Annotated in this window: 18 protein-coding genes; 16 read left to right on the plus strand and 2 right to left on the minus strand. The window is 28.8% G+C overall.

Annotated elements, in window-relative coordinates; genetic code table 11:
* The 14 genes from DFQ10_RS06425 to DFQ10_RS06490 all read left to right on the plus strand — a co-directional run bounded on the left by DFQ10_RS06425 (position 1) and on the right by DFQ10_RS06490 (position 17,298).
* Positions 1 to 1,101, plus strand: coding sequence for a serine hydrolase domain-containing protein (locus DFQ10_RS06425; RefSeq protein ID WP_181897595.1), 1,101 nt, complete (start codon positions 1 to 3; stop codon positions 1,099 to 1,101).
* A 97-nt stretch (positions 1,102 to 1,198) separates the two neighbouring features.
* Positions 1,199 to 1,891, plus strand: coding sequence for a DUF4386 domain-containing protein (locus tag DFQ10_RS06430; RefSeq protein WP_115816582.1), 693 nt, complete (start codon positions 1,199 to 1,201; stop codon positions 1,889 to 1,891).
* A gap of 123 nt (positions 1,892 to 2,014) precedes the next feature.
* A complete protein-coding gene (locus DFQ10_RS06435; protein WP_181897596.1) occupies positions 2,015 to 3,409 on the plus strand; it encodes an alpha/beta hydrolase family protein in 1,395 nt (464 codons plus the stop codon).
* A 147-nt stretch (positions 3,410 to 3,556) separates the two neighbouring features.
* Positions 3,557 to 4,414, plus strand: a complete 858-nt coding sequence (locus DFQ10_RS06440; RefSeq protein ID WP_115816584.1) for an alpha/beta fold hydrolase — start codon at positions 3,557 to 3,559, stop codon at positions 4,412 to 4,414.
* 135 nt (positions 4,415 to 4,549) lie between these two features.
* A complete protein-coding gene (locus DFQ10_RS06445) occupies positions 4,550 to 5,431 on the plus strand; it encodes an alpha/beta fold hydrolase (protein ID WP_115816585.1) in 882 nt (293 codons plus the stop codon).
* 272 nt (positions 5,432 to 5,703) lie between these two features.
* On the plus strand, positions 5,704 to 6,282 hold the full coding sequence (locus DFQ10_RS06450; RefSeq protein WP_394347242.1) for a hypothetical protein: 579 nt from the start codon (positions 5,704 to 5,706) through the stop codon (positions 6,280 to 6,282).
* A 606-nt stretch (positions 6,283 to 6,888) separates the two neighbouring features.
* Positions 6,889 to 7,257, plus strand: coding sequence for a type II toxin-antitoxin system HigB family toxin (locus DFQ10_RS06455; RefSeq protein WP_115816587.1), 369 nt, complete (start codon positions 6,889 to 6,891; stop codon positions 7,255 to 7,257).
* Between the two features lie 13 nt (positions 7,258 to 7,270).
* Positions 7,271 to 7,780: a helix-turn-helix domain-containing protein gene (locus tag DFQ10_RS06460; RefSeq protein ID WP_115816588.1), complete on the plus strand. Its 510-nt coding sequence runs from the start codon at positions 7,271 to 7,273 to the stop codon at positions 7,778 to 7,780.
* Positions 7,781 to 7,784: 4 nt separating this feature from the next.
* Positions 7,785 to 9,422 (plus strand): KGGVGR-motif variant AAA ATPase, encoded by a 1,638-nt coding sequence (locus tag DFQ10_RS06465; protein ID WP_115816589.1) that lies wholly within the window; start codon positions 7,785 to 7,787, stop codon positions 9,420 to 9,422.
* Between the two features lie 244 nt (positions 9,423 to 9,666).
* Positions 9,667 to 9,954 carry a hypothetical protein gene (locus tag DFQ10_RS06470; protein WP_115816590.1) on the plus strand — a complete coding sequence of 96 codons (288 nt, stop codon included), beginning with the start codon at positions 9,667 to 9,669 and terminating at the stop codon, positions 9,952 to 9,954.
* Positions 9,955 to 10,860: 906 nt separating this feature from the next.
* On the plus strand, positions 10,861 to 12,546 hold the full coding sequence (locus tag DFQ10_RS06475; protein ID WP_147299185.1) for a hypothetical protein: 1,686 nt from the start codon (positions 10,861 to 10,863) through the stop codon (positions 12,544 to 12,546).
* A gap of 16 nt (positions 12,547 to 12,562) precedes the next feature.
* Positions 12,563 to 13,483, plus strand: a complete 921-nt coding sequence (locus DFQ10_RS06480; protein ID WP_115816592.1) for a HamA C-terminal domain-containing protein — start codon at positions 12,563 to 12,565, stop codon at positions 13,481 to 13,483.
* An 8-nt stretch (positions 13,484 to 13,491) separates the two neighbouring features.
* Positions 13,492 to 16,176 carry a DEAD/DEAH box helicase gene (locus DFQ10_RS06485; protein ID WP_115816593.1) on the plus strand — a complete coding sequence of 895 codons (2,685 nt, stop codon included), beginning with the start codon at positions 13,492 to 13,494 and terminating at the stop codon, positions 16,174 to 16,176.
* A gap of 9 nt (positions 16,177 to 16,185) precedes the next feature.
* Complete coding sequence (locus DFQ10_RS06490) at positions 16,186 to 17,298, plus strand: hypothetical protein (RefSeq protein WP_115816594.1); 1,113 nt, start codon at positions 16,186 to 16,188, stop codon at positions 17,296 to 17,298.
* A gap of 607 nt (positions 17,299 to 17,905) precedes the next feature.
* Here DFQ10_RS06490 and DFQ10_RS06495 read toward each other — a convergent pair.
* Positions 17,906 to 18,604 (minus strand): hypothetical protein, encoded by a 699-nt coding sequence (locus DFQ10_RS06495; RefSeq protein ID WP_115816595.1) that lies wholly within the window; start codon positions 18,602 to 18,604, stop codon positions 17,906 to 17,908.
* A 178-nt stretch (positions 18,605 to 18,782) separates the two neighbouring features.
* Between DFQ10_RS06495 and DFQ10_RS06500 the strand changes: the two genes are divergently transcribed.
* Together DFQ10_RS06500 and DFQ10_RS06505 are read left to right on the plus strand one after the other, a co-directional pair.
* Positions 18,783 to 19,094 (plus strand): HPF/RaiA family ribosome-associated protein, encoded by a 312-nt coding sequence (locus DFQ10_RS06500; RefSeq protein ID WP_115816596.1) that lies wholly within the window; start codon positions 18,783 to 18,785, stop codon positions 19,092 to 19,094.
* 2 nt (positions 19,095 to 19,096) lie between these two features.
* On the plus strand, positions 19,097 to 19,483 hold the full coding sequence (locus tag DFQ10_RS06505) for a thioredoxin domain-containing protein (RefSeq protein WP_115816597.1): 387 nt from the start codon (positions 19,097 to 19,099) through the stop codon (positions 19,481 to 19,483).
* Between the two features lie 164 nt (positions 19,484 to 19,647).
* Here the strand turns inward: DFQ10_RS06505 and DFQ10_RS06510 are convergent, their stop codons facing one another.
* Positions 19,648 to 20,523: a YihY/virulence factor BrkB family protein gene (locus tag DFQ10_RS06510; protein WP_115816598.1), complete on the minus strand. Its 876-nt coding sequence runs from the start codon at positions 20,521 to 20,523 to the stop codon at positions 19,648 to 19,650.
* Positions 20,524 to 20,558 lie beyond the last annotated feature (35 nt).

The raw sequence follows: 20,558 nt of genomic DNA on the forward strand, positions 1-20,558 counted from the left end.
ATGAAAGCAAAATTTTTATTACTCTATCTTTTTGTCTCCACTATTAGTTTTGGGCAAATACATCCAAAAATCAACTCCCTAATTGAAGCAGAAATTAATGCAAATAAAGTGCCTGCATTAGCGGTTGCAGTCATCGATTCTGGGAAGGTTATACATATTAGTGCCAAAGGGCATAGAGATGTAAAATTAAAAAAGAAGGCTACTATAAATACACCTTTTCACATCGCATCTGTTTCTAAAACAGTAACGAATATGGTGGTGTTTAAATTGATAGAATTGGGGAAGATTGATTTAAAAGCAGATATTAATAATTACTTACCTTTTAAAGTTGAAAACCCATTTTTTCCTGACGAAAAAATAACTGTAGAACTTTTACTTAAACATAGAAGCGGAATTAAAGATGATGTGAAGTTTTACGGACCACACTGGAGTAACCCTAAAGGCGACCCAAAACTAAGTTTAGAGTATTTAAAAGATTATTTGGTTTCTGGAGGAAGCTTATATAAAGAAAGCCACTATGATAGTAAACCTAATCATAAATTGAATTTTAAATACTCTAACACTGGTATTGCATTACTTGCTTATATAGTTGAACAAGTATCTGGAATGAGTTATGAGGATTTTTGCCAAAAAAACATTTTCAAACCAATGAAAATGAATAATACAAGCTGGTTTTTAAAGAATTTAGATTCTAGTTTAGTTGCCAAAACCTATGTTAAAAATAAAACTAAAGAATTTATATTTAAAGGTCATAACGGATACCCAGATTATCCTGGAGGACAATTAAGAACATCTATTACAGACTACACTACTTTAATTGCAGGGTTTTTAAATGCTGATGATAATAACTTTATTTTAAATAACGAAACAAAAAAAATGATAATACCCTCAGTTAGTACACCTCATTTAGGATATTATACCTGGTTTATAAAAGCAATAAATAACAATTTATATTATGAACATGGTGGAGGTGATACTGGTGTAAGAACAATTTCTATTATTGAGCCAGACAAAAAAAGAGCCATCATCATTTTTGCAAACTACCCTTATAATTTTGATGAATTATATAAATCTATCGAAAGGGAAATGTGGGAAGAATAAATCTCTAAACAACAATTCAAAAACAAGAAAAATGTAGTTAAATATAAACCCTTATAAGTACACTAAAACAAAATGTAATTATTAAAATTAGTACAAAATGAATAAAAGTATCTCATTTTCAAGAGCAGCTACAATAGCAGGAATTGGACTGTTAATTATGACTTTAACGGTTCCATTTGCTGAATTTAAAATAATCCCAGATTTAGTAAACCCAAATAATGCATTAGAAACTGCGTCTAACATCACTAATAATTTATTCTTATTTAATGTGGCTATTTTTCTAATCTTTATCACAATAGTAGCAGATATTGTTGTAGCCTGGTCACTTTATATATTTTTAAAACCGGTAAATAAAAGCTTATCATTACTCACAGCTTGGTTTCGATTATTATATACAGGAGTTTATCTATTTGCCGTAACTAATTTGATAAAGGTATTTACCCTAACCAAAGGGACTTCTTACTTTCTTTCGAATTCTCAGCAGCAAATTTCAGAGTTCATGCTTTTTTATATTAAATCCTACAAATACGAATGGTTTTTCGGCTTGGTATTATTTGGCATTTATTTAATTCTTCTAGGGTTTTTGGTGTTAAAAGCAGAATATATTCCAAAAATAATGGGCTGGTTATTAATTATTGCAGGTACAGGCTATATTGTTGGCCATTTAAAAGTGTTTTTGTATCCCGATCTCAATACAAGCTTTAGTATGTTTACCGCATTGGGTGAATTAGTATTTATGTTTTGGCTTCTCATAAAAGGTTCAAGGGTAAAAGAATTACAAATAAGTTAATAACCACACTACAACAAGCGGAAGCATCCTAAAATTTACTCTAAAGAAAACAAAAAAAATCACATTATTTATTTAAAAATTTAAATGCCAAATAATTTTCGGCAAGTAAAAATACAATCAAAAATGAAAACAGTAGTAACATTAATCGTCGTATTTATAGTATCAATAGTAAGTGCATATTCACAGAATATCTTGGGAGATTGGAACGGAGAAGCCAAAAGAGGAGAGAAACTAATCACCTTCGTTTTTAAAATAGAACAAGAAGATTCTAAATATTCAACCACTATGAGTGTACCTACTTTTAGAGTTTCTGGAATAAAACCGTCAACAACAACTTTTACAGATGGAAAGTTAATTATAAACGGTGCCAATGTTGGAATGCGTTATGAAGGTGTTTTTAATAAGGATACGCAACAATTTGAAGGCACTTACAAAGAAGGAGGAGTAGAGTTGGTATTAAACTTAAAAAGAGGAAATGTAAAAACAACAGATTCAAGAAGACCTCAAGAACCTGCGAAGCCTTATCCTTATTATGAAGAAGAAGTAGTCTTTCAAAATACAGAAGCAAAAATAGAGTTGGCTGGTACTTTAACATTACCCAATAAAAATGGAAAATTCCCTGTTGTCATTTTAATCAGCGGAAGTGGTCCACAAGATAGAGATGAAAGTTTTATGGGACACAAACCGTTTTTAGTGTTATCAGACTATTTAACAAGACAAGGCATTGGAGTATTGCGTTTTGATGATCGTGGTCATGGAGAATCTACAGGTGACTTTGGAAATGCAACAACAGAAGATTTTTCTAAAGATGTATTGAGTGCAATCGACTATTTGAAAACCAGAAACGATGTAGATATTAAAAATATAGGTTTAATTGGTCATAGTGAAGGCGGTATTATCGCACCTTTAGCGGCAAACAATTCTAATGATGTTGCTTTTATGGTATTACTGGCTTCTACAGGAATATCTGGAACAGAATTATCTGTAATGCAATCTAAAACATTAAGACAATTTCCTATAGAAGATGAAGTCGCTTATGAAAAAAATACAAGAAAAGCTATTGCCATAGTAACCTCTAATAAAAGCGAATCAGAAATTAAAGAAGAATTGACGACGCATTATAATGATTTTTTAAGACCTATTTTAACATCATTAAATGTACCAGATGAAAAGATCAATTTATTTATAGATGGTCAGCTTAAAACAAGTCTAAAGCCATGGTCACGCTACTTTTTACAATATAATCCAGCTGATGAATTTGAAAAATTACAAATCCCTATATTATCATTAAATGGTAGTAAAGACACACAAGTAAATGCCAAAATAAATCAAGAGGGCATAAGGCAAGCACTAATTAAAGGTGGAAATCAAGATTATAAAATAGTGGAATTAAAAAATTTAAACCACTTTTTTCAAGAGTGCGAAATAGGGAATATGGATGAATATAGAAAAATAGAGCAAACATTTTCGCCAATTGCTTTAAAAGAAATCTCTAATTGGATTCTTAAAAGGATATAATATTACAATTCTCAAAACCATGGAATTTTCTAACAGAAAGAAATTGTTAGATTAGAGGTTGTTATTTGTAACAATTAATACTAATTATTCGTCATATACATTATAAAACATCAATCAATTTATCATCAATCAAAAAACGAACTGTATATGTTTTTCAAATCAAAAGAAGGAAAAGAAAAAATCATAACCCTTTACAATCAAAAGTTAAATGAGCTTAATATTGAATATTCCGAAGAATATGTAGAAACAAAGTTTGGAGCTACAAATGTTATTATTACAGGCAGCCCAAAAAGCCCACCTTTACTCCTTATTCATGGCACAGGAGGTTGCGCACCTTTAATTTTAGAATCATTGCCTAATTTATCTTCAAAATATTGTGTTTATGCTATAGATGTGCTTGCCCAACCTAATAAGAGTGCCGAAAACAGATTAGATATGAAGTCCCTAGATTATGGGGAATGGTTAACGGAAGTTATAATTTTATTAGGAGTAAAAGAGGTTACTTTAGTTGGGTTTTCATTTGGAGGTTTTATTTCTCTAAAAACTTTAGAGTTTAATGAAAGACTAATAAAACATGTTTTTTTAATAGCGCCAGTTTATATTGTTAATGGAAACCCTTTTATAGGCTTAATTAAAATGTTTATGCCATTAAAAAAATTCATAAAAAGCAATGATAAACAATACATTAAAAAAGTAATGGATGTTCTTTTTTCTGAATATGATGACTTTGCATTAACATTTATGGCTACAACTTTTCAAAATTGCAATATGGATTTTTCTCCTTTACCAATTATTTCTAAGCTGTCAGCAAAAATTATAGAAACTCCAATCTCTATTTTTGCTGCTGAAAAAGATATCATGTTTCCTGGAAAAAAAATGATTAAAAGAGCCAAACGAATATTCCCTTCAATGGAAGAAGTTATTTTGATAGAAAATTCTAAACACGTACCAAATTCAATGGATTTTAAAAAAATAGAGGATTTAATTATAGATAGTTTGAATTGACTGCATTAGAAAATTTTGGCTAAAAAAAAAGGAAAGTAGAACGTAATAACACTATTTAACAAATATCTCATTAATGAGTAATAATTTTTCATTTAAACCACTAACTAATAAAAACAACATAAATTTTGTTAATCTATGAACTTGTCATCAAATTCACAAAAATGGTTAGATACTACTTTGTACCCTTTCGAAAATAAATATATTCAATTAGATGCAGGAAAAATGCATTATGTAGATGAAGGAAAAGGGGATGTTATATTATTTATTCACGGCACTCCAGCTTGGTCATTTCTTTATAGAGATTATGTTTCCTCATTGTCAGAGCAATATAGATGCATAGCAATTGACCATATTGGATTTGGATTATCTGAAAAGCCTAATAATTTTGACGGAAGGCCAGAATCCCATTCAAATAATTTGAACAGTTTTATTGAAAAACTGAATCTTACTGCTATAACACTTGTTGTTCATGACTTTGGTGGTCCAATAGGTTTAGGAACGGCAATTCAAAATAATAATAAAATAAAAAAAATTATTCTTTTTAATAGTTGGTTATGGGAAACAAAGAACAATTTAAATGCTCAAAAAATTGACAAAATAGTCAATAGTAAAATCGGAAGTTTTTTGTACTTAACAATGAATTTTTCACCAAAATTTCTTTTAAAAAAAGGAATTTATGACAAGGGGAAATTGTCTAAAAAAGTTCATAAACAATACATATACCCTTTCCCAAATAAAGCCTCTAGACAATCATTGCTAAATATTGGTAAATCCTTAGTTGGATCTTCTAATTGGTATCAATTACAATGGAATTTATTAGATAAACTGGAGTCAAAACCTTGGTTAATACTTTGGGGTACAAAAGATGAATTCATTACAACTGAGTACTTACAAAAATGGAAAGATAGATTACCAAATGCTGTAGTAAAAGAATTTAATTGTGGTCATTTTTTACAAGAAGAAAAAGCAAAAGAAACAATTACTGAAATTAAGGAATTTATGAAAATGGATTCTTAAAGACACATGATTCAATCAAAAAAATCACTAAATAATCAAAATTAAAATGGATTTCACGCCAGTTCCAATAATAAATAGGAGTGAAGCTAATTTAATACAAACACCAATAACAATTTTAGTTGTAAAAAAGACTTGATGTTTCCTTGTGAAAAAATGATTAATCGTGCGAACAATTTTTTTCCCTTCATTAAAAAGACAATTATTAGAACAGTCAAAACGTGTTCAAAAAAATAGAGATCATAAACGAATTGTAAATCTTAAATGTGATGATTTTGAATAAAATTATAGAAAGAAACATATCAGGACAAAAAGTTTTAGGACTTTTCATTCTAACTAATCTAGTTTATGCTTTTATGCTACTGGTTACCATTCCTAATACAATGGAATTTTCCAATGGAATGAAGTTATTAGATATGATGCCAACGGGCTATGATTTTAATTATGTAAATAAATTGTTCAGTACTCTTGGTAACATTGGACGTGAAACTTATCTCACCAGACAAATACCTATAGATATGTTATATCCATTACTCTTTGGGATTTCATATGGACTAGTAATAGCATATTTTCTAAAGAAAATTAACAAACTCAATACACCATTTATTTATCTATGTATTTTACCTATTATCGCAGGAGTTGCAGATTATATTGAAAACATTGGAATTATCTATATGCTTAACAGTTTTCCAAATTTCACTGAAACTACGGTTAATACAATTAGTATGTTTTCAGTTATAAAAAGTATTTCTACAAGTGTATTCTTTATTTCTTTGGTAGTAATCTTAATATTAGTTGGTATTCTATTTTTTAAGAAATCAATTAATACCACTTTAGAAGAACATTCTAAATAATAATTATTACTGACATTAATCTAGAATTAATAACATTTATGTAAAATAGAATTTTAATGTTTAGCTCGGCCTCATAAAATTTTGGTTAAAAAATAGGTGAATATTGTCGTTTACACGATTTTTCAATAGTAATCAAAAGCTAGCTTTGTTTATTTGGCTAAAAAATTCCACTAGAACTTTTCTTAAATACAAATAGTGAGGCTGGTAAGAGTTAGATATTTGTAAACGTGATTCAGTTTCAATGCCACAATGAGCTTGTACATAATTCTTAACGATATATAACAGCCGAAGCTGTCATAGATCTAGAATTATGTCAAATATCGCCCAAAAGCGCTATTATGCTAATTGTTGTATTTGTCCTATAATGTACTTGCGTTATGTACAACATGGGCTTTGGTTAAAAGCGCATGTTATATATTACTTTTCTATATTTTTTTCTTCTCTAATGTTTCTCTAATCAGTTAATGGAACACTCTTTTTACGAAGCGACGATAGGAGCGAAGTGGAATGTGTGTGGAATGATAATGTTATTTAGATGTTAAAATTATATTTTTAGTTCTCTTTTTGAGAACTTTTCATATATTTGTATAAACTTATAAATGTCCAATGGCTCGTGTAGTAGCAAAAAAACATATAAAAGATTTTATGGAGAAACACTCCAACTATCGAGAAGGATTAAAAGCTTGGTTATCTGTTGTAGAATCGAGTGACTGGAAAAAACCTCAGGACATTGTTGATACATTTGGTTCAAAAGCAATTGATTTTTTAGGTAAAAAAGACACCAAAAAATCTACAAAATCTTCAGAGAGAGTAGTTATTGATGTGAAAGGAAATCATATTAGAATTATTGCAAAATATCAATTTCTTGAAAACATGAAAGTGTCTATACTATATTTAAAGTGGATTGGTACTCATGCGGAATACGATAAACTTGAAAAGAACAAAGATCAGTACGACATAAATTTATTTCACTAAAATAAGGTTTGTTATGAAAAAAAGAATATTAAAATCAGAACACGATTATAAAGAAGCAATTAATAGATTAGAATCAATAGGTGATAATCCAAAGTTTGCTGATGATAAAGACCTAATTGATGAATTTGAATTATTAGATAAACTAATTAGTGATTATGAAAACTCTAAATTTCATATTGAAGAAGGAAATCCTATAGAAATAATCAAATTAAAAATGAATTATATGGATTTAAAACAAAAAGATTTAATTGGTGTTATAAGTTCATCAAAAGGAATAGTTTCTGAAGTAATGAACAAAAAGAGAGGATTATCCAAGGCGATGATTAGAAATTTATCAAAGCTTTTATCTATAAATCAAGATATTCTAAACACAGAATATGAAATACAAAAAGATGATTCTACTATTTCTGAAAAAGGAGTATCGTCAAATTTATTTAAATTTCTAAGACCTCGTGGGATAGATCCAACGGATATTCAAAGAAGAGTGGCTAAAAGAGGTACAATAGTTCAATTATGTGCTTAATAATATGAAAACAATAACATTTTATTCTTATAAAGGCGGAGTTGGTAGGTCATTAACTTTATCCAATATAGCCATGCGACTAGCTGATTTTGGAAAAAAGGTATGTATTATTGACTTTGATTTAGAAGCTCCAGGTTTGCATTTAAAATTTGGAGATTATTTAGATTTAAGTACAATTAATAAAGGAATTGTTGAATATATATCTGATTTTCAAAATAATAATTATATACCTCAAAGCATAAAAGAGCACACTGTTGACATTAGTTATAATAGCAAATTGAATGGCTCAATTGAAATGCTACCAGCTGGAAACATTAATTCTAATGACTATTGGAAAAAACTATCATCCATAAATTGGAATAATTTATTTTATTCTGATAGTAGTCATGGGATTGAACTTTTATTACATCTCAAAGAATTAATTAAAAAAGAACTAAAGCCTGATTTTCTTTTAATAGACTCTAGAACAGGTATTACAGATACTTCAAGTATTGCAATGACACTATTAGCAGATACTGTTGTGACTTTAGCTGCAAATAATGAAGAAAACATATCTGGAATAGCAAGAATTATTAAGAGTTTAAAAAGAGAAGAAAATAATTTAATAGGTAAACTTCCTAACATACATTTTGTTTTAACCAGAATACCTTATTACCCGAAGCCAGAGGATAAGTACAAGGAGTTGAGATTAATAAATAAAGCTAAAACAATCATTAATGAAGAAGAACAGTTGATTGAGAAAGTTTTTGTGATTCATTCTGACCCAGAACTTGAAGAAGAAGAAAAATTTAAAATTAATTTTTCTTCTAAAAGAAAAACTAGAAGTACAGTGCCTATTGAGGAAGACTATCTTCTATTATTTGGTGAGCTTACAAAAGATGAATTAACTAAAAAAGAAATTAAGAAATTTGAAATTCTAAAAGAAGTAGAATATCTAATTGATGAATCTAAAAACACTAACGATAGTGCAATTAAAATCAGAAAATTAAATGAAGCTTTAATTCTTAATAGTGAATCCCATGAAGCACTAATTTTGTTAGCAAACGTGCTTATTGAATTAGAACAATATAAAGAAGCTTTAGATAAAATTGATAAAGCGATTTTCATTAAACCTGAATCTTTAGTTTATCAATTTGATAAAGCTCATTGTAATTTCTTATTAAATAGATATAAAATTGCAGAGAAAACTTGCTCAGAAATATTAGAAAAAGATCCAAAGCATTATTTGTCATTACATCTTTTAGGCGATATAAACCTAAAGAATAAGAAATATGAAAAGGCTTTAGAGTTTTTCTTAAAGTTAATAAATATTTTTCCTGATATTGACAGCGCATATAATGCTGTTTCTCATACATATAGAATGTTAGGTGATTTAGATAGAGCTTTTGAATATATTTATAAAGCACTTGATATTCATCCTCAAAGCGAATATTCTACAACAACTTTAGCTGAGATTTATTTGGAAAAAGGTAATATGCAAGAGTTTTATAAAAACCTTCAATTATCGCTTTCATTTGGACTTAAGAATAAGGAATTTCAAAGAGTTATTAATGAGGAAACGATATATAGAAAAGTATATAATGATAATAAATTTCATTCAATTTTAAATAATTATAGATTGAAAATTGAATTCCCGAAATAAGAGACCGACCTCATAAAATTTTGGCTAAAACAATAGGTGAGTGGAGCGTAATAGTTTAGGGAGATAATACTACATATTCTTAAGAGTTATATTTTTCAATAGGACTTCAAGACAATCTAAATGGGTTGGAAGTTTCCTAAAATGTAGTGTAACGAGCCGTAATTGTTTCCAAAATTATATGTAGTCTTGATTTTTTTGTTTCTTTTTTTATCAAAGAAAAAAGACATTTATAAAGTATAACTATATGAAGTACAGACATTTTGAAAGCAGAAAATTTCGGTTATGTGTTATAGAAGCAAGAAAATGTATAACAGCAAAAGATGACTTTTCTTTGGAAGCAAGGAATTTATTGGCTCAATTAATCTACGATAATGAAAGTATTAAGAAGATTAATTTTTTAAAAATTGATTGGGAAACTATCTTATTGAATCATACTGAATGGATTGAATACTATGATATTACAGAAAATAGATTTAATGAAATTATAGAATATTTGATTAATAAGACATCATCCTATAAAAGTAATACCTGAATCAACAGATTTCTATTTTACATAATATTGGTAATACTAATAAAAAAGCTTAATAGGAAGTAAGAATCTAATAAGTGCTTATAATTTTATCCTTCATAAAATTTAAGCTCTTATGGCAAGCTCTGAGAATCGCGTAGAAAAAAATATGTAGTATAAATATCCTTGTACGACAAATTTTCAATGATTACTAAAACGTAGCTTTTATTGTGCGGCTGGCAAGCGGCTGGAAATTGAGTTATAAATAAATTGTAATAACAATTTGATTTATATAAACAATCGAGCGTTTGACAGCGGACATTTGACATAACGACAAATTATAGGAACAATGCTTTTTTAGATCTGCGAAGCAAACCGTTTCTAGTTTAATGCCCAAGTATTGCACATTAAAACCAATAGTACTAAAGCTTCTGGGATATTTTACATAAATCATTATAGTTGACTAATGGTATGTTCTTAGTAAATAACCAATAATTGCATTTGTCCTATAATGTACTTGCGTTATGTACAACATGGGCTTTGGTTAAAAGCGCATGTTAGTAATCTTATTCTAGAAAAATTTAATCTAAAACTTGCTTTACTCAGTTAATGGAACACTCTTTTTAAGAAAGGGCAGAGAAGTGGTGAAAAATGTGTGTGGAATGGTTTTAAATTAACTAATATTCAAATGTTTACGGTTTTCCTCAAAAGTAATTCTTACAATTTTCCCTATATTTAGACTCTCCCTTAATTAATAGCAATAGAAGAATAGATATAACTTTTATATTTAATTCTTTAGATAATCATTTTATACATATTCATATGTTAGATAAATTGCTGTTAAACAATAATGCTTATTTCTATAGAAGAATCAAGCCATTAACAAGAAATAAAATAAATCAAATTTTTACGGAAGTATCACGTGAAAAAATGAGTAATCGATATACTTTAAAAGAAGTTCTTAATTTAGCTACTGTAGGAGATGAAAGCTTTTATTACTCAATTTGCATATTCAGATATACTAAAAACCCTAACTTTCTAATCGAACCTGTTGAAGGAGTCTATGAAACAAAATATTCGTTTTTATTATTGACTGAATATTCAAACTATATTATAGTTTATAAAAGCAATATTTCTGGACTTAAATCTCTAAAAGAATATATCGAACCTATTGACTACAATATAATCTCTAGACTTTTTGTAGAAGACAAAACATTGTTTGAAAAGTTTTATGTTAGTAATATGAGTACTGCAGATAATGCAATAAGAAGTAAAAGTCTAGAAGCAAATAATTTGAAGGGCACTATTTCAAGAATTGGTGCACCAAAACAAGTTATTCATAATATGAGAGTAGTCAATGATAGAGAACGAACATCTTTATCATTAAATACTTCTAGAATTAATAATTTGGGAGATAAGAGAATGCTACAGGATTTTTTTGTTTGGTTAGTTCAGGTTACGAAAAAAATAATCGCTTTCACACCAAGAGATACTTATTTAGACAGCTTTGCTCAACCAGTTGATTTTGATGACTATAAAGATAATCTTGAACCAATTTGCATCTTAATAAAGTTCGATAAGTTATTAGATGAGATTGAAAGAGAAGGTGTTGAGAGAATTTATCAAGTTGATGACGAGGACAATGAAATAGAAGGATTTGAATTGAACCCTTTTATTGACAATTTTAAAACAACTTTAGCAATCAATGAAGAAGAGGATGTGTATATGATTAATAATTTAATTGATCCAGAAATGAGGTTAAGTATAGCATCAAAATCAATTAGAATAAATTCTCCTGAACTTAAAAAGGTAAAGATTGATAAAGGAGGAGATGCAATTTTTAATCTCAATTCATATATAAATAATCGAAATGATTTTATAGTTAATTTTTCCGAAACTGATTTAATATACACTTATAGAAAATTGTTTAGAGATCATAGGTTATTGAATGATATTGATAGTTTCTTGTCAGTCTTTATAGCACATCCAGGTCTTTCAACGACAACAAGTGAAAAGGGAGATTTTGCAGAAAATCAAACAGAATTTGAGGTTGGCTCAATTTTTCGATTCATTAGGGATGAATTAGCAAATGATTCAATAGCATTATTTTGTGATGATTTAGGAAATGAGTGGGCAGATTTGATATCTGTTGAAAACGATAATATTATATTTTATCATGCTAAGCATAAAGATGGTCATAGTCTTTCTGCAAGCGCTTTACAAGATGTAATTGGACAAGCTCATAAAAACCTTGGTAATCTTGAGCCAACAGATAGGATGCTTGAAACTAAAGCCAATAACAAATGGTCTAACAATTATAATAATGACGGAGTAGAAACTGAAATTAGCAGATTAATGATTGCACCCAATAATTCAATTGAAGAAGCTATAGATAAATATAAGACATCATTGTTTTTGCCAAATGTAAAGAGGCAAGTAAACATAGTAATAGATTTCATATCAAAGCAAGAGTTGTCAGATGGATTAGATTTATTAGTTGACAATCAGGCTTTTGCAAGAAGAAATGAGGTGACACAAATATTATGGTTTGTTTCATCTTTAATTGCAAATTGTAAAGAATTAGGTATTGAAACTTATATAACTTGTAGACCATAATTACTTTAATAAAACTATGACAAAAAAACTTGATGAAATTGATTGGTTAAAACTTCTTAAAGTTGATCCAATAAAATTTAAGGCCTGGTTTAATCTTGTAGAAGAGAAAAAAGTTGATGAATTGACTGTCAAATTCTATAGTCTTAAATTCACTAATGACAAACCAGATTATGAAGGGTTTATTAGATACTTATATAATCAAGTAGAAAGTTATGTCTTTGAAGAAATAGAAATCAAAGAAATTAGAGAAGATGGTGATAATCCACAAGAAAAAGCTTTAAGTTATTTTGGAGATATAGATCCTATAAGTGATGGCAGTTATGGAGAGTTAATTTTATATCTTTTTGTAGAAGCTATTTTACAGGCTCCGTTAGTTGTACATAAGGTAAGTCAAACTTATAATGATAATGACCAAGTTAAAGGTTCTGATGGAATCTTTATAGGTAATATAAATGATAAGCCAACTTTACTAATTGGAGAATCAAAAATGAGGAATAGCTTTAACAAGTGTGTTAAAGATGCTTTAGAGTCACTATCAAGGTACATAAATACTCCAGAAGCAATTGAAAGAGAATTATGTGTTGCTAAAAAGCATTTAAGCAGAGATTTAAACAATTTAGATAAAGAAACTCTAGATCTAATTTATAAAAGCTTTAGAACAAAACAACCTGAATTCAATGAATATGACTTGTGTTATCCTGCTTTTTTAATGTATAAAGAAGATAAGATAAATGAAATGTTATCTAAGAAACTACCAGATATTGAAAAAGAAATAAATACTTTTTTATCGTCTTTAAAAAAGAAAAGAATCAAATATATTACTAAATCCTTACCAAAAACTAATGATATTACTTTAGAGTTTTTTATGATGCCTGTAAATAATGTGAATGACTTTAGAAAATTATGCTATGATGTCTTTCATGAAAATAAAGTTTAAAGAACAGAATGTCTAATAAAACAATAAATTCCGCTATAAAGCATCCAGTTTTTATTAAAGTATTAAGTTCTTTAATAACAAATCGCTTTTATTCCGAGGTTAATTTACAGAGAAACAAAGAGGGAATAGATGAAGAAGAAATTGAACATGCAATTTGGTTAGCAACAATAATAGCAACAAGTAATAATGAAGATGATAAATATATTTCTTCTGTTTTTGGTATTTTATTATTTCTAGAATATGACGATATAGATTATAACAAAGTAGCATTCATTATACTTTCACGTTCGGGTAACTTAATATCATCTAAATTTTTCACTAAACTAATTAGTTTTGAAAGTGCTAAAGATTCTAATTTTTTACAATTCAATGAAAGATTTGGTACAACTTTAGATTATGAAATTGGTGCTAAACTATCTATAAATGAAATTGATGTAGTAGGTGGTGATTCAATTATAGGTTCAGATTACCAAAAAAAATTATGGGATTCTCTAATAAATACTAATGAGAATATTGCAATTTCTGCGCCAACTTCTGCGGGTAAATCATTCATAATTCAAAATTATATTTTAGATACATTTACAAAAGTAGAAAGCTTTTTTGCTGTATATATTGTACCAACAAGAGCGCTAATAGCACAGGTCTCTCAAGACTTCAAAAATGTATTAGGTGATGATGTATCAATTAATACTGCTTATATAGACAATGATGATAAAGAAATAACTCAGTTTAGATCTAAAGAATTGTATATTCTTACACCAGAGAGAACTTTAAAGCTAATTCAAGAGTCTTATAATAACCCAATAAACCCTGACCTTATATTTATTGATGAAGTTCAAAATATAGAAAATGAGGATAGTAGGGGTTTTTTATTTGAATTCTTATTAAATGAAATCGAAAATTTATGGCCTCAATCTCGAAAAATAATTGCTGGACCTTTCCTTGATAAGCCACATATTCTTTTTAAACTAATCTTTAGTGAAGAAAGTAAAAATTTGCAAACCATATTTTCTCCTGTTTTCCAATTAAAAGCTTGTCTTCGCCCAGATGAAATAAAAAATAAGCTGATAATTGTAAAGCTGTTTTTTCAAGGAATGCTTATAAATGAATTAGAAATAGATGTAGATTTTAATTTTAAGAAGCTTATTTCAAACAAGAAAAAAGCACTTGTTAAGATTGTAATGCTTTTTGGTCGTGAAAGCAAAAACATAATTTATTTCCCTAGACCTGATTGGGCTGAAGGGTTTTCAATTGATTTAGCCGCTGCTATAAGCAAACAACTGAATGATGATAAAATAAAAAATGATGAAGATATTAATGATTTGATAGATTTAATCAAAGAAGAAGTACATCCAGAATATTTTCTAATTGATGGTTTAAAAACTAAAACAGCATTTCATCATGGAAAGTTGCCAGAAATAATTAGAGGTGAACTAGAACATTTATTTTCTAGTGGAAAACTAGATAACATTGTTTGTACATCTACTTTAATGGAAGGCATAAACTTACCTGCGGAAAAAGTATTTATTGCTCATGCAAAAAAAGATAATATAAAGTTAAATCCATTCGAATTAGGCAATATAGTTGGCAGAGCAGGAAGAATTAAAGATTCATTGATCGGAACCGTGTTATGTTTGGAAAATGAGGAAGAAAAATGGGCAGAAGAACAATTTAGCAATAACCCTGAAATGGAAATTGTTCCCGCGATTAATAAACTTCTGAATCATCCTATAGATGAAATTATTGAGGCAATAAGACAACCATTAGATGATAATGTTAGAAACCTAGATTATGCTACCTGTTTTTTAAAGCACAAATATTTACAAGGTGAGGAAGTTCTAGAAAATTATTTAAAAAAGAAGAACTTAAATGAAGAAAGTATTATTGCAATTTTAGACTCATTATCAACAAGACTAGATAAATTAAAAATACCATCAGAATTATTAAGATTAAATCCAAGTATCGATCCCGAATTACAAAATGAATTATATATAAAAATAAAGAAGAAAGGAGTGAAGAAGTGGGTTTTTCATGATAACGAAAATTTTAATCGTAGATGGGGGAAAATCGAAAGGCATAAAAGATCTCATTCTGAAAACAACTTTTTTGGACAGTTAGAAAACATATTATTCAAATTAGATGAAATTTTTGACTTTAATGCAGAAGCATACTTTAAGCATAATATTTCTAGAACTGTTCCACATATGGTTTATTATGCAATACAATGGCTTGACAATAAAAGTATGAAAGAGTTAATAAATCAAGAAATAAATTTTTATGCCAATATTAGAAAACTTATTGATAAAAATGACAGAGGCGATATTAACAAAAAAATTAACGAAGTAATTAAAGTATACTCATCAATCATTAGTTTCGTTTTAGTCAAATATCTAAAGTTATTAGCTGATATTTTGGAAACTTTTTTAGATGATGAAGAAAAAGAAAAATACAAATTAAGCCTTTCAATACCTACAATGCTAGAATTAGGAACCTATAATGCAGTTGTACTATTACTTATTTCTAAAGGTCTTTCAAGATCTGTTGCAATTAAAATATATCCTTTGATTCCTGAAGAAGAACAAGAGGAGCCTTTAGAATGGTTATCAAAGCAGAAATCAATAAATAAGTTAGGGAAGATTTATAATAAATATTTAAAAAGAAAAGGTTTTCTCTTGCAGGATGATGAACTTTAAAATTTAAGCATGAAGGATTACACACATGAAGAAATATACACAATAGTAGGCAAGAAGGACAAAACTGCTAGTATAACTTTTAAATATAATAGTGACTCATCAAAGCGTTTTGGACAATTTGTAACAGTTGTTTTTTTATATACTCAAAAGGAAAGAGAAGAGCTTGATCAATTGGTTAAAAAAAGTCCTTTTTCCAAACATGGAAATTTGAAAGTGAAGTATTTAGCTGGAAATTTGTCTAAAAAACAAATACAAGAATTAGAACTAGAGGGAATCAATTCTAGTGATATTTCAACTATAGATTATTTTGTTCATGACCCAAAGAACACATTTCATTCTAAAGATAAACGAACAGTTAAGTCTTTAAATATCCCAATAAGAACATCTTCTAAGGGAGGGGATTATGATTGGATTTATGGATTCCAAAAAAAACTTGTAACTGATGGAATTGGGCTAACTCCAATGGGTAGGTGTTTTTATTTAGCAATGAAATTCTATTTTGAACCAGATAATTTATCTGAAGAAGAAGTTCAAGAGATTTATCCAAATGGTGATTTAATAATGAAAGAAGAAGTAGAGTGGGAGCTATTTAAAATAAAATATCAAAGAGAAGAATTATCACAAGAAGAAAAAAAGAAATGTGCTTTGATGTTCAAAAAAAAACAAGAGGAATCAAAGATTATTCTAAATAAATATTTAAATGAATCTGGTAGTAGTTTAAAAAAACTAATTGCCAATAATATTGAACAAGCTGCTGAATTATTAATAAAAGTTGAACACTTTAAGGATATTAAATTAAATGTGATGGGTTCATTTCCAATATATTTGGATGTGGAGAGATACTTACATGTATATATGCGTCATGTTGAAGAAATGCAAGTAAACAAGCATTTTGAACATAAAGATAACTTTCAATGGAATGAAAAAGATGTGACGTTTGTAATGCAAGAGGTTATAAATCAGATCAATGACGAAGTTCAAGAGTTTTTTAAACTTAACCCTGGTAAGAGATATAGCAGATATGGAGAACAAAGCATCTATTTTCAAGGAGACTATTATACTGTGCATATAGAACCAACAGGTCGTATAAGTACATTTCATAAGAATAGAAAAAACAGTTAACTATATTATGTAAAATAGAATTTAAATGTTTAGCTCGGCCTCATAAAATTTTGGTTAAAACAATAGGTGAAATGAGCGTACATATTTTAGGGAGATACTAATACAATATATTAAAGAAGTCAAACCTTAAATGAGATTTCAAAACAATCTTAATCAGTTCAGAAGTTTCCTAAAATATAGCGAATGAGCCGTTAATTGTTTCCAAAATTATATGCAGCCTTGAATTTTTGTTTCTTTTGTTTCAAGACAAAAGATATTAGAAACTTAAAAAAAGCCAATTTGGAATTCTAAATATAACAAGTGCATAGAATTTTATTTTACTCACATATAACAAAACAATCGAGCGCTTGGCAGCGGACATTTGACATAACGGCAAATTATAGGACACATGCTTTTTTAACGCTGCGAAGCAAACCGTTTCTAGTTTAATGCCCAAGTACTGCACATTAAAACCATTAATACTAAAGCTTCTGGGATATTTTACATAATATCATTATAGTTGACTAATGGTATGTTCTTAGTAAATAACCAACAATAGCATTTGTCCTATAATTTATATTATGTAAAATAGAATTAAAAGAAACAAACGCATTACCTTTTCAAATGACTATTTATAAGCTTCAATAGATGCCACCAATTGCTTTCGCATTCTACTCAAATCATAATAAAAACCTTTAACCAAATCACCATAACCATTAGCGTATAAAAATCGTAAAGAAGAAATTCGAGCTTTATGGCCTTCATCATGCAACAAATAATTAATACAATCATTCTCACATCTAAAATCTGTCAATAATTTAGTATACCATGGTTGTGTAGCTTCTAGATATTCAAGATTTGAAGCGAACTTTTTATAGATAATGTTTTCAATATCATCAATATTCTTAAAATACAATTTATAAGTACCACTGAGAGTCACTAAATGTTCAGAAGCTTTAGAATTGTCTAATAACGCGTTATCAATCCAATTCATATTCTGTTGATCAAGTCCCAAATCCTTAACATCAAATAATATGGTAGATACAAGTCCTCTATCATCAACTTTATTACGATCATAATCGCGTCCAAGTGTCTTTAAATACACCTGATTTACGGTATCTAATACCTTTCTAAAAGCATCAATGTCTTTAATATCCTTGTCTAATTGTACTAAAACCTTCTGCTGTAAAGCTACATTGGCTTTTTTAATCTGATTTTGGTTGCTCCAATTATTAAGGTATAACGCAATGAGAATTCCTAACACCACCAAAACTATTTCACCAATGGCATAAATGAGATAATTCTTTAAGCGCTTCCCTTCTATCATATTAAATCTAAGTTTATTAAACAGCTTCATGACGTTAAAATACAAACTTTTTAGAAACTAAGAAAAAACACACTTAGCAATAAAAAGGATATAGTTAATATCATTACCATACGAGTTAATGAGTATGTAGTAATCTCTCTAACTTTGAGATAATCAAACCCTTTAAAACAAAATCAACATGGAAAACACAAATATTATTTTCGAGTACCACGACGTTTCTGCAAGTGAAGCTTTAGAAACTTTTACAAGAGAAAAACTAAATACCATATTTACAAAATTCGATTTTGTAATTCGTGCAGATGTATTCTTTAAAACAGAAAACACATCTTCAGATAAAACAGGTAAAATATGTGGTATCCGTTTAAGCGCTCCTGGTCCTCGCCTCTTTGCAGAGTCATCGAGTTACAATTTTCAAGATGCAGTCACAGAAACAGTTAGAGACTTAACGTCGCAATTAAAAAGACGTAAAGAAATGATGAAATCACATTAATTATGGGAGTATTTAGCGACGATAACAGACAAATAACCTGTGTTTATAATAGTAAAGATAATACAGACAAGCAAACACTGGCCTATATAACGGCTTCAGAAAAAAGTGTGCTAAGTTTAGATATCTCTACCGAGCAAATTACAGGAACACAATGGGCAGAACTAGCAGAACGTTTAGAGACCCAATTGTGTAATCTTATTAATGAAAAAGAAATTGCTGGAGACGTCAGTAGCTTCAGTGATTCAGATTGCATCACCATACTTAGAGAAAATCCTTCGGCTTTAAAAGGCGCGATTGTGTTTACCAAGGATAAAGCAAAACTAATAACAAACCCTTCTAAGGTATTAGAATTTATAGACGCAGATACAAGTAAAATTTCAAAACCTTAGTCAAATAACGACGTGAATCTGAGTATAAACCTTTTGTTGGTTGGTAGCTAGAAAGCCTGTAAAACGTAATGTTTACAGGCTTTCTTAATGTTAATAATTGAATATAATGTTGAATTGTATCGAAATTAATAATCGACAGTCATAACACCAATAAAAAAGAAAGTCTAAGAGATATAATCTCCTTCCACATATTGGTCTGCATACTTTTTGGTAAAGTGTGCACCATACAATAATATTAAACTAGAATAAGATACCCAAAGCATAATTAATATAATAGAACCTGCAGCACCATACGTAGATCCTGGTTCCATAGTATTAAAATATAATGCCAATAAATACTTACCAATTAAAAACATAACGGTAGTTAATGCAGCACCTGTACGTACAGATTTCCAAGTGATTTTGGCAGATGGCAAGTACTTAAACATAGTTGCAAACAGTAAATAAATGAAGCTTACAGAAACAATAAAATCAACCACAAACAAATAATCGAAGAGATTATCTGGTAAAAAACGGTTTAATTGCTTACTAAACGTACTCAATAAAGACGTTAAAATAAAACTTGTCAGTAATAGAAAACCTAAGATAAGTATAAAACCAAAACTCTTTACCCGACTCATTAAAGTAGCGACAACATTATTTTGATACGATGGTTCTTGTTCCCAAATGGTATCTAAAGCAGATTGTAATTGAAAAAACACACCTGTTGATCCGTATAATAACGTTCCAATACCAATAACCGTAGCAAATACAGAGGTTTGTTCATCACTACGATTTTCTATCATAGTTCTAATAGCATCAGCTGCATCTGGACCAATGGCCTTAGAAATTTCACTGAGTAATTCCCCTTGTACAATGTCTTCTCCCCAAAAACTGCCCACTACTTTTAGTATAATAATCACTAAGGCAGGTAACGATAATACAGCATAATAAGCCACAATAGCACTGCGCTGAAAAGGTTCTCCATTAAACCACGATTTAGCAGCAGCTACTAATAACTGTGGCAAATGTTGAATTTTAAAGTTTTTGGAATCACTCATAATTAGAATTAGCTTAAAAAATAGGATTGGTACAA

Source organism: Winogradskyella eximia (assembly GCF_003386165.1).
Lineage (GTDB): Bacteria > Bacteroidota > Bacteroidia > Flavobacteriales > Flavobacteriaceae > Winogradskyella > Winogradskyella eximia.

Coding starts and splice junctions, on each gene's coding strand:
- DFQ10_RS06475 (WP_147299185.1), top strand. CDS start 10,861: ATGAGTAATCGATATACTTTAAAAGAAGTTCTTAATTTAGCTACTGTA.
- DFQ10_RS06460 (WP_115816588.1), top strand. CDS start 7,271: ATGAAAAAAAGAATATTAAAATCAGAACACGATTATAAAGAAGCAATT.
- DFQ10_RS06440 (WP_115816584.1), top strand. CDS start 3,557: ATGTTTTTCAAATCAAAAGAAGGAAAAGAAAAAATCATAACCCTTTAC.
- DFQ10_RS06495 (WP_115816595.1), bottom strand. CDS start 18,604: ATGATAGAAGGGAAGCGCTTAAAGAATTATCTCATTTATGCCATTGGT.
- DFQ10_RS06480 (WP_115816592.1), top strand. CDS start 12,563: ATGACAAAAAAACTTGATGAAATTGATTGGTTAAAACTTCTTAAAGTT.
- DFQ10_RS06465 (WP_115816589.1), top strand. CDS start 7,785: ATGAAAACAATAACATTTTATTCTTATAAAGGCGGAGTTGGTAGGTCA.
- DFQ10_RS06435 (WP_181897596.1), top strand. CDS start 2,015: ATGAAAACAGTAGTAACATTAATCGTCGTATTTATAGTATCAATAGTA.
- DFQ10_RS06500 (WP_115816596.1), top strand. CDS start 18,783: ATGGAAAACACAAATATTATTTTCGAGTACCACGACGTTTCTGCAAGT.
- DFQ10_RS06445 (WP_115816585.1), top strand. CDS start 4,550: ATGAACTTGTCATCAAATTCACAAAAATGGTTAGATACTACTTTGTAC.
- DFQ10_RS06490 (WP_115816594.1), top strand. CDS start 16,186: ATGAAGGATTACACACATGAAGAAATATACACAATAGTAGGCAAGAAG.
- DFQ10_RS06470 (WP_115816590.1), top strand. CDS start 9,667: ATGAAGTACAGACATTTTGAAAGCAGAAAATTTCGGTTATGTGTTATA.
- DFQ10_RS06425 (WP_181897595.1), top strand. CDS start 1: ATGAAAGCAAAATTTTTATTACTCTATCTTTTTGTCTCCACTATTAGT.
- DFQ10_RS06505 (WP_115816597.1), top strand. CDS start 19,097: ATGGGAGTATTTAGCGACGATAACAGACAAATAACCTGTGTTTATAAT.
- DFQ10_RS06485 (WP_115816593.1), top strand. CDS start 13,492: ATGTCTAATAAAACAATAAATTCCGCTATAAAGCATCCAGTTTTTATT.
- DFQ10_RS06455 (WP_115816587.1), top strand. CDS start 6,889: ATGGCTCGTGTAGTAGCAAAAAAACATATAAAAGATTTTATGGAGAAA.
- DFQ10_RS06430 (WP_115816582.1), top strand. CDS start 1,199: ATGAATAAAAGTATCTCATTTTCAAGAGCAGCTACAATAGCAGGAATT.
- DFQ10_RS06510 (WP_115816598.1), bottom strand. CDS start 20,523: ATGAGTGATTCCAAAAACTTTAAAATTCAACATTTGCCACAGTTATTA.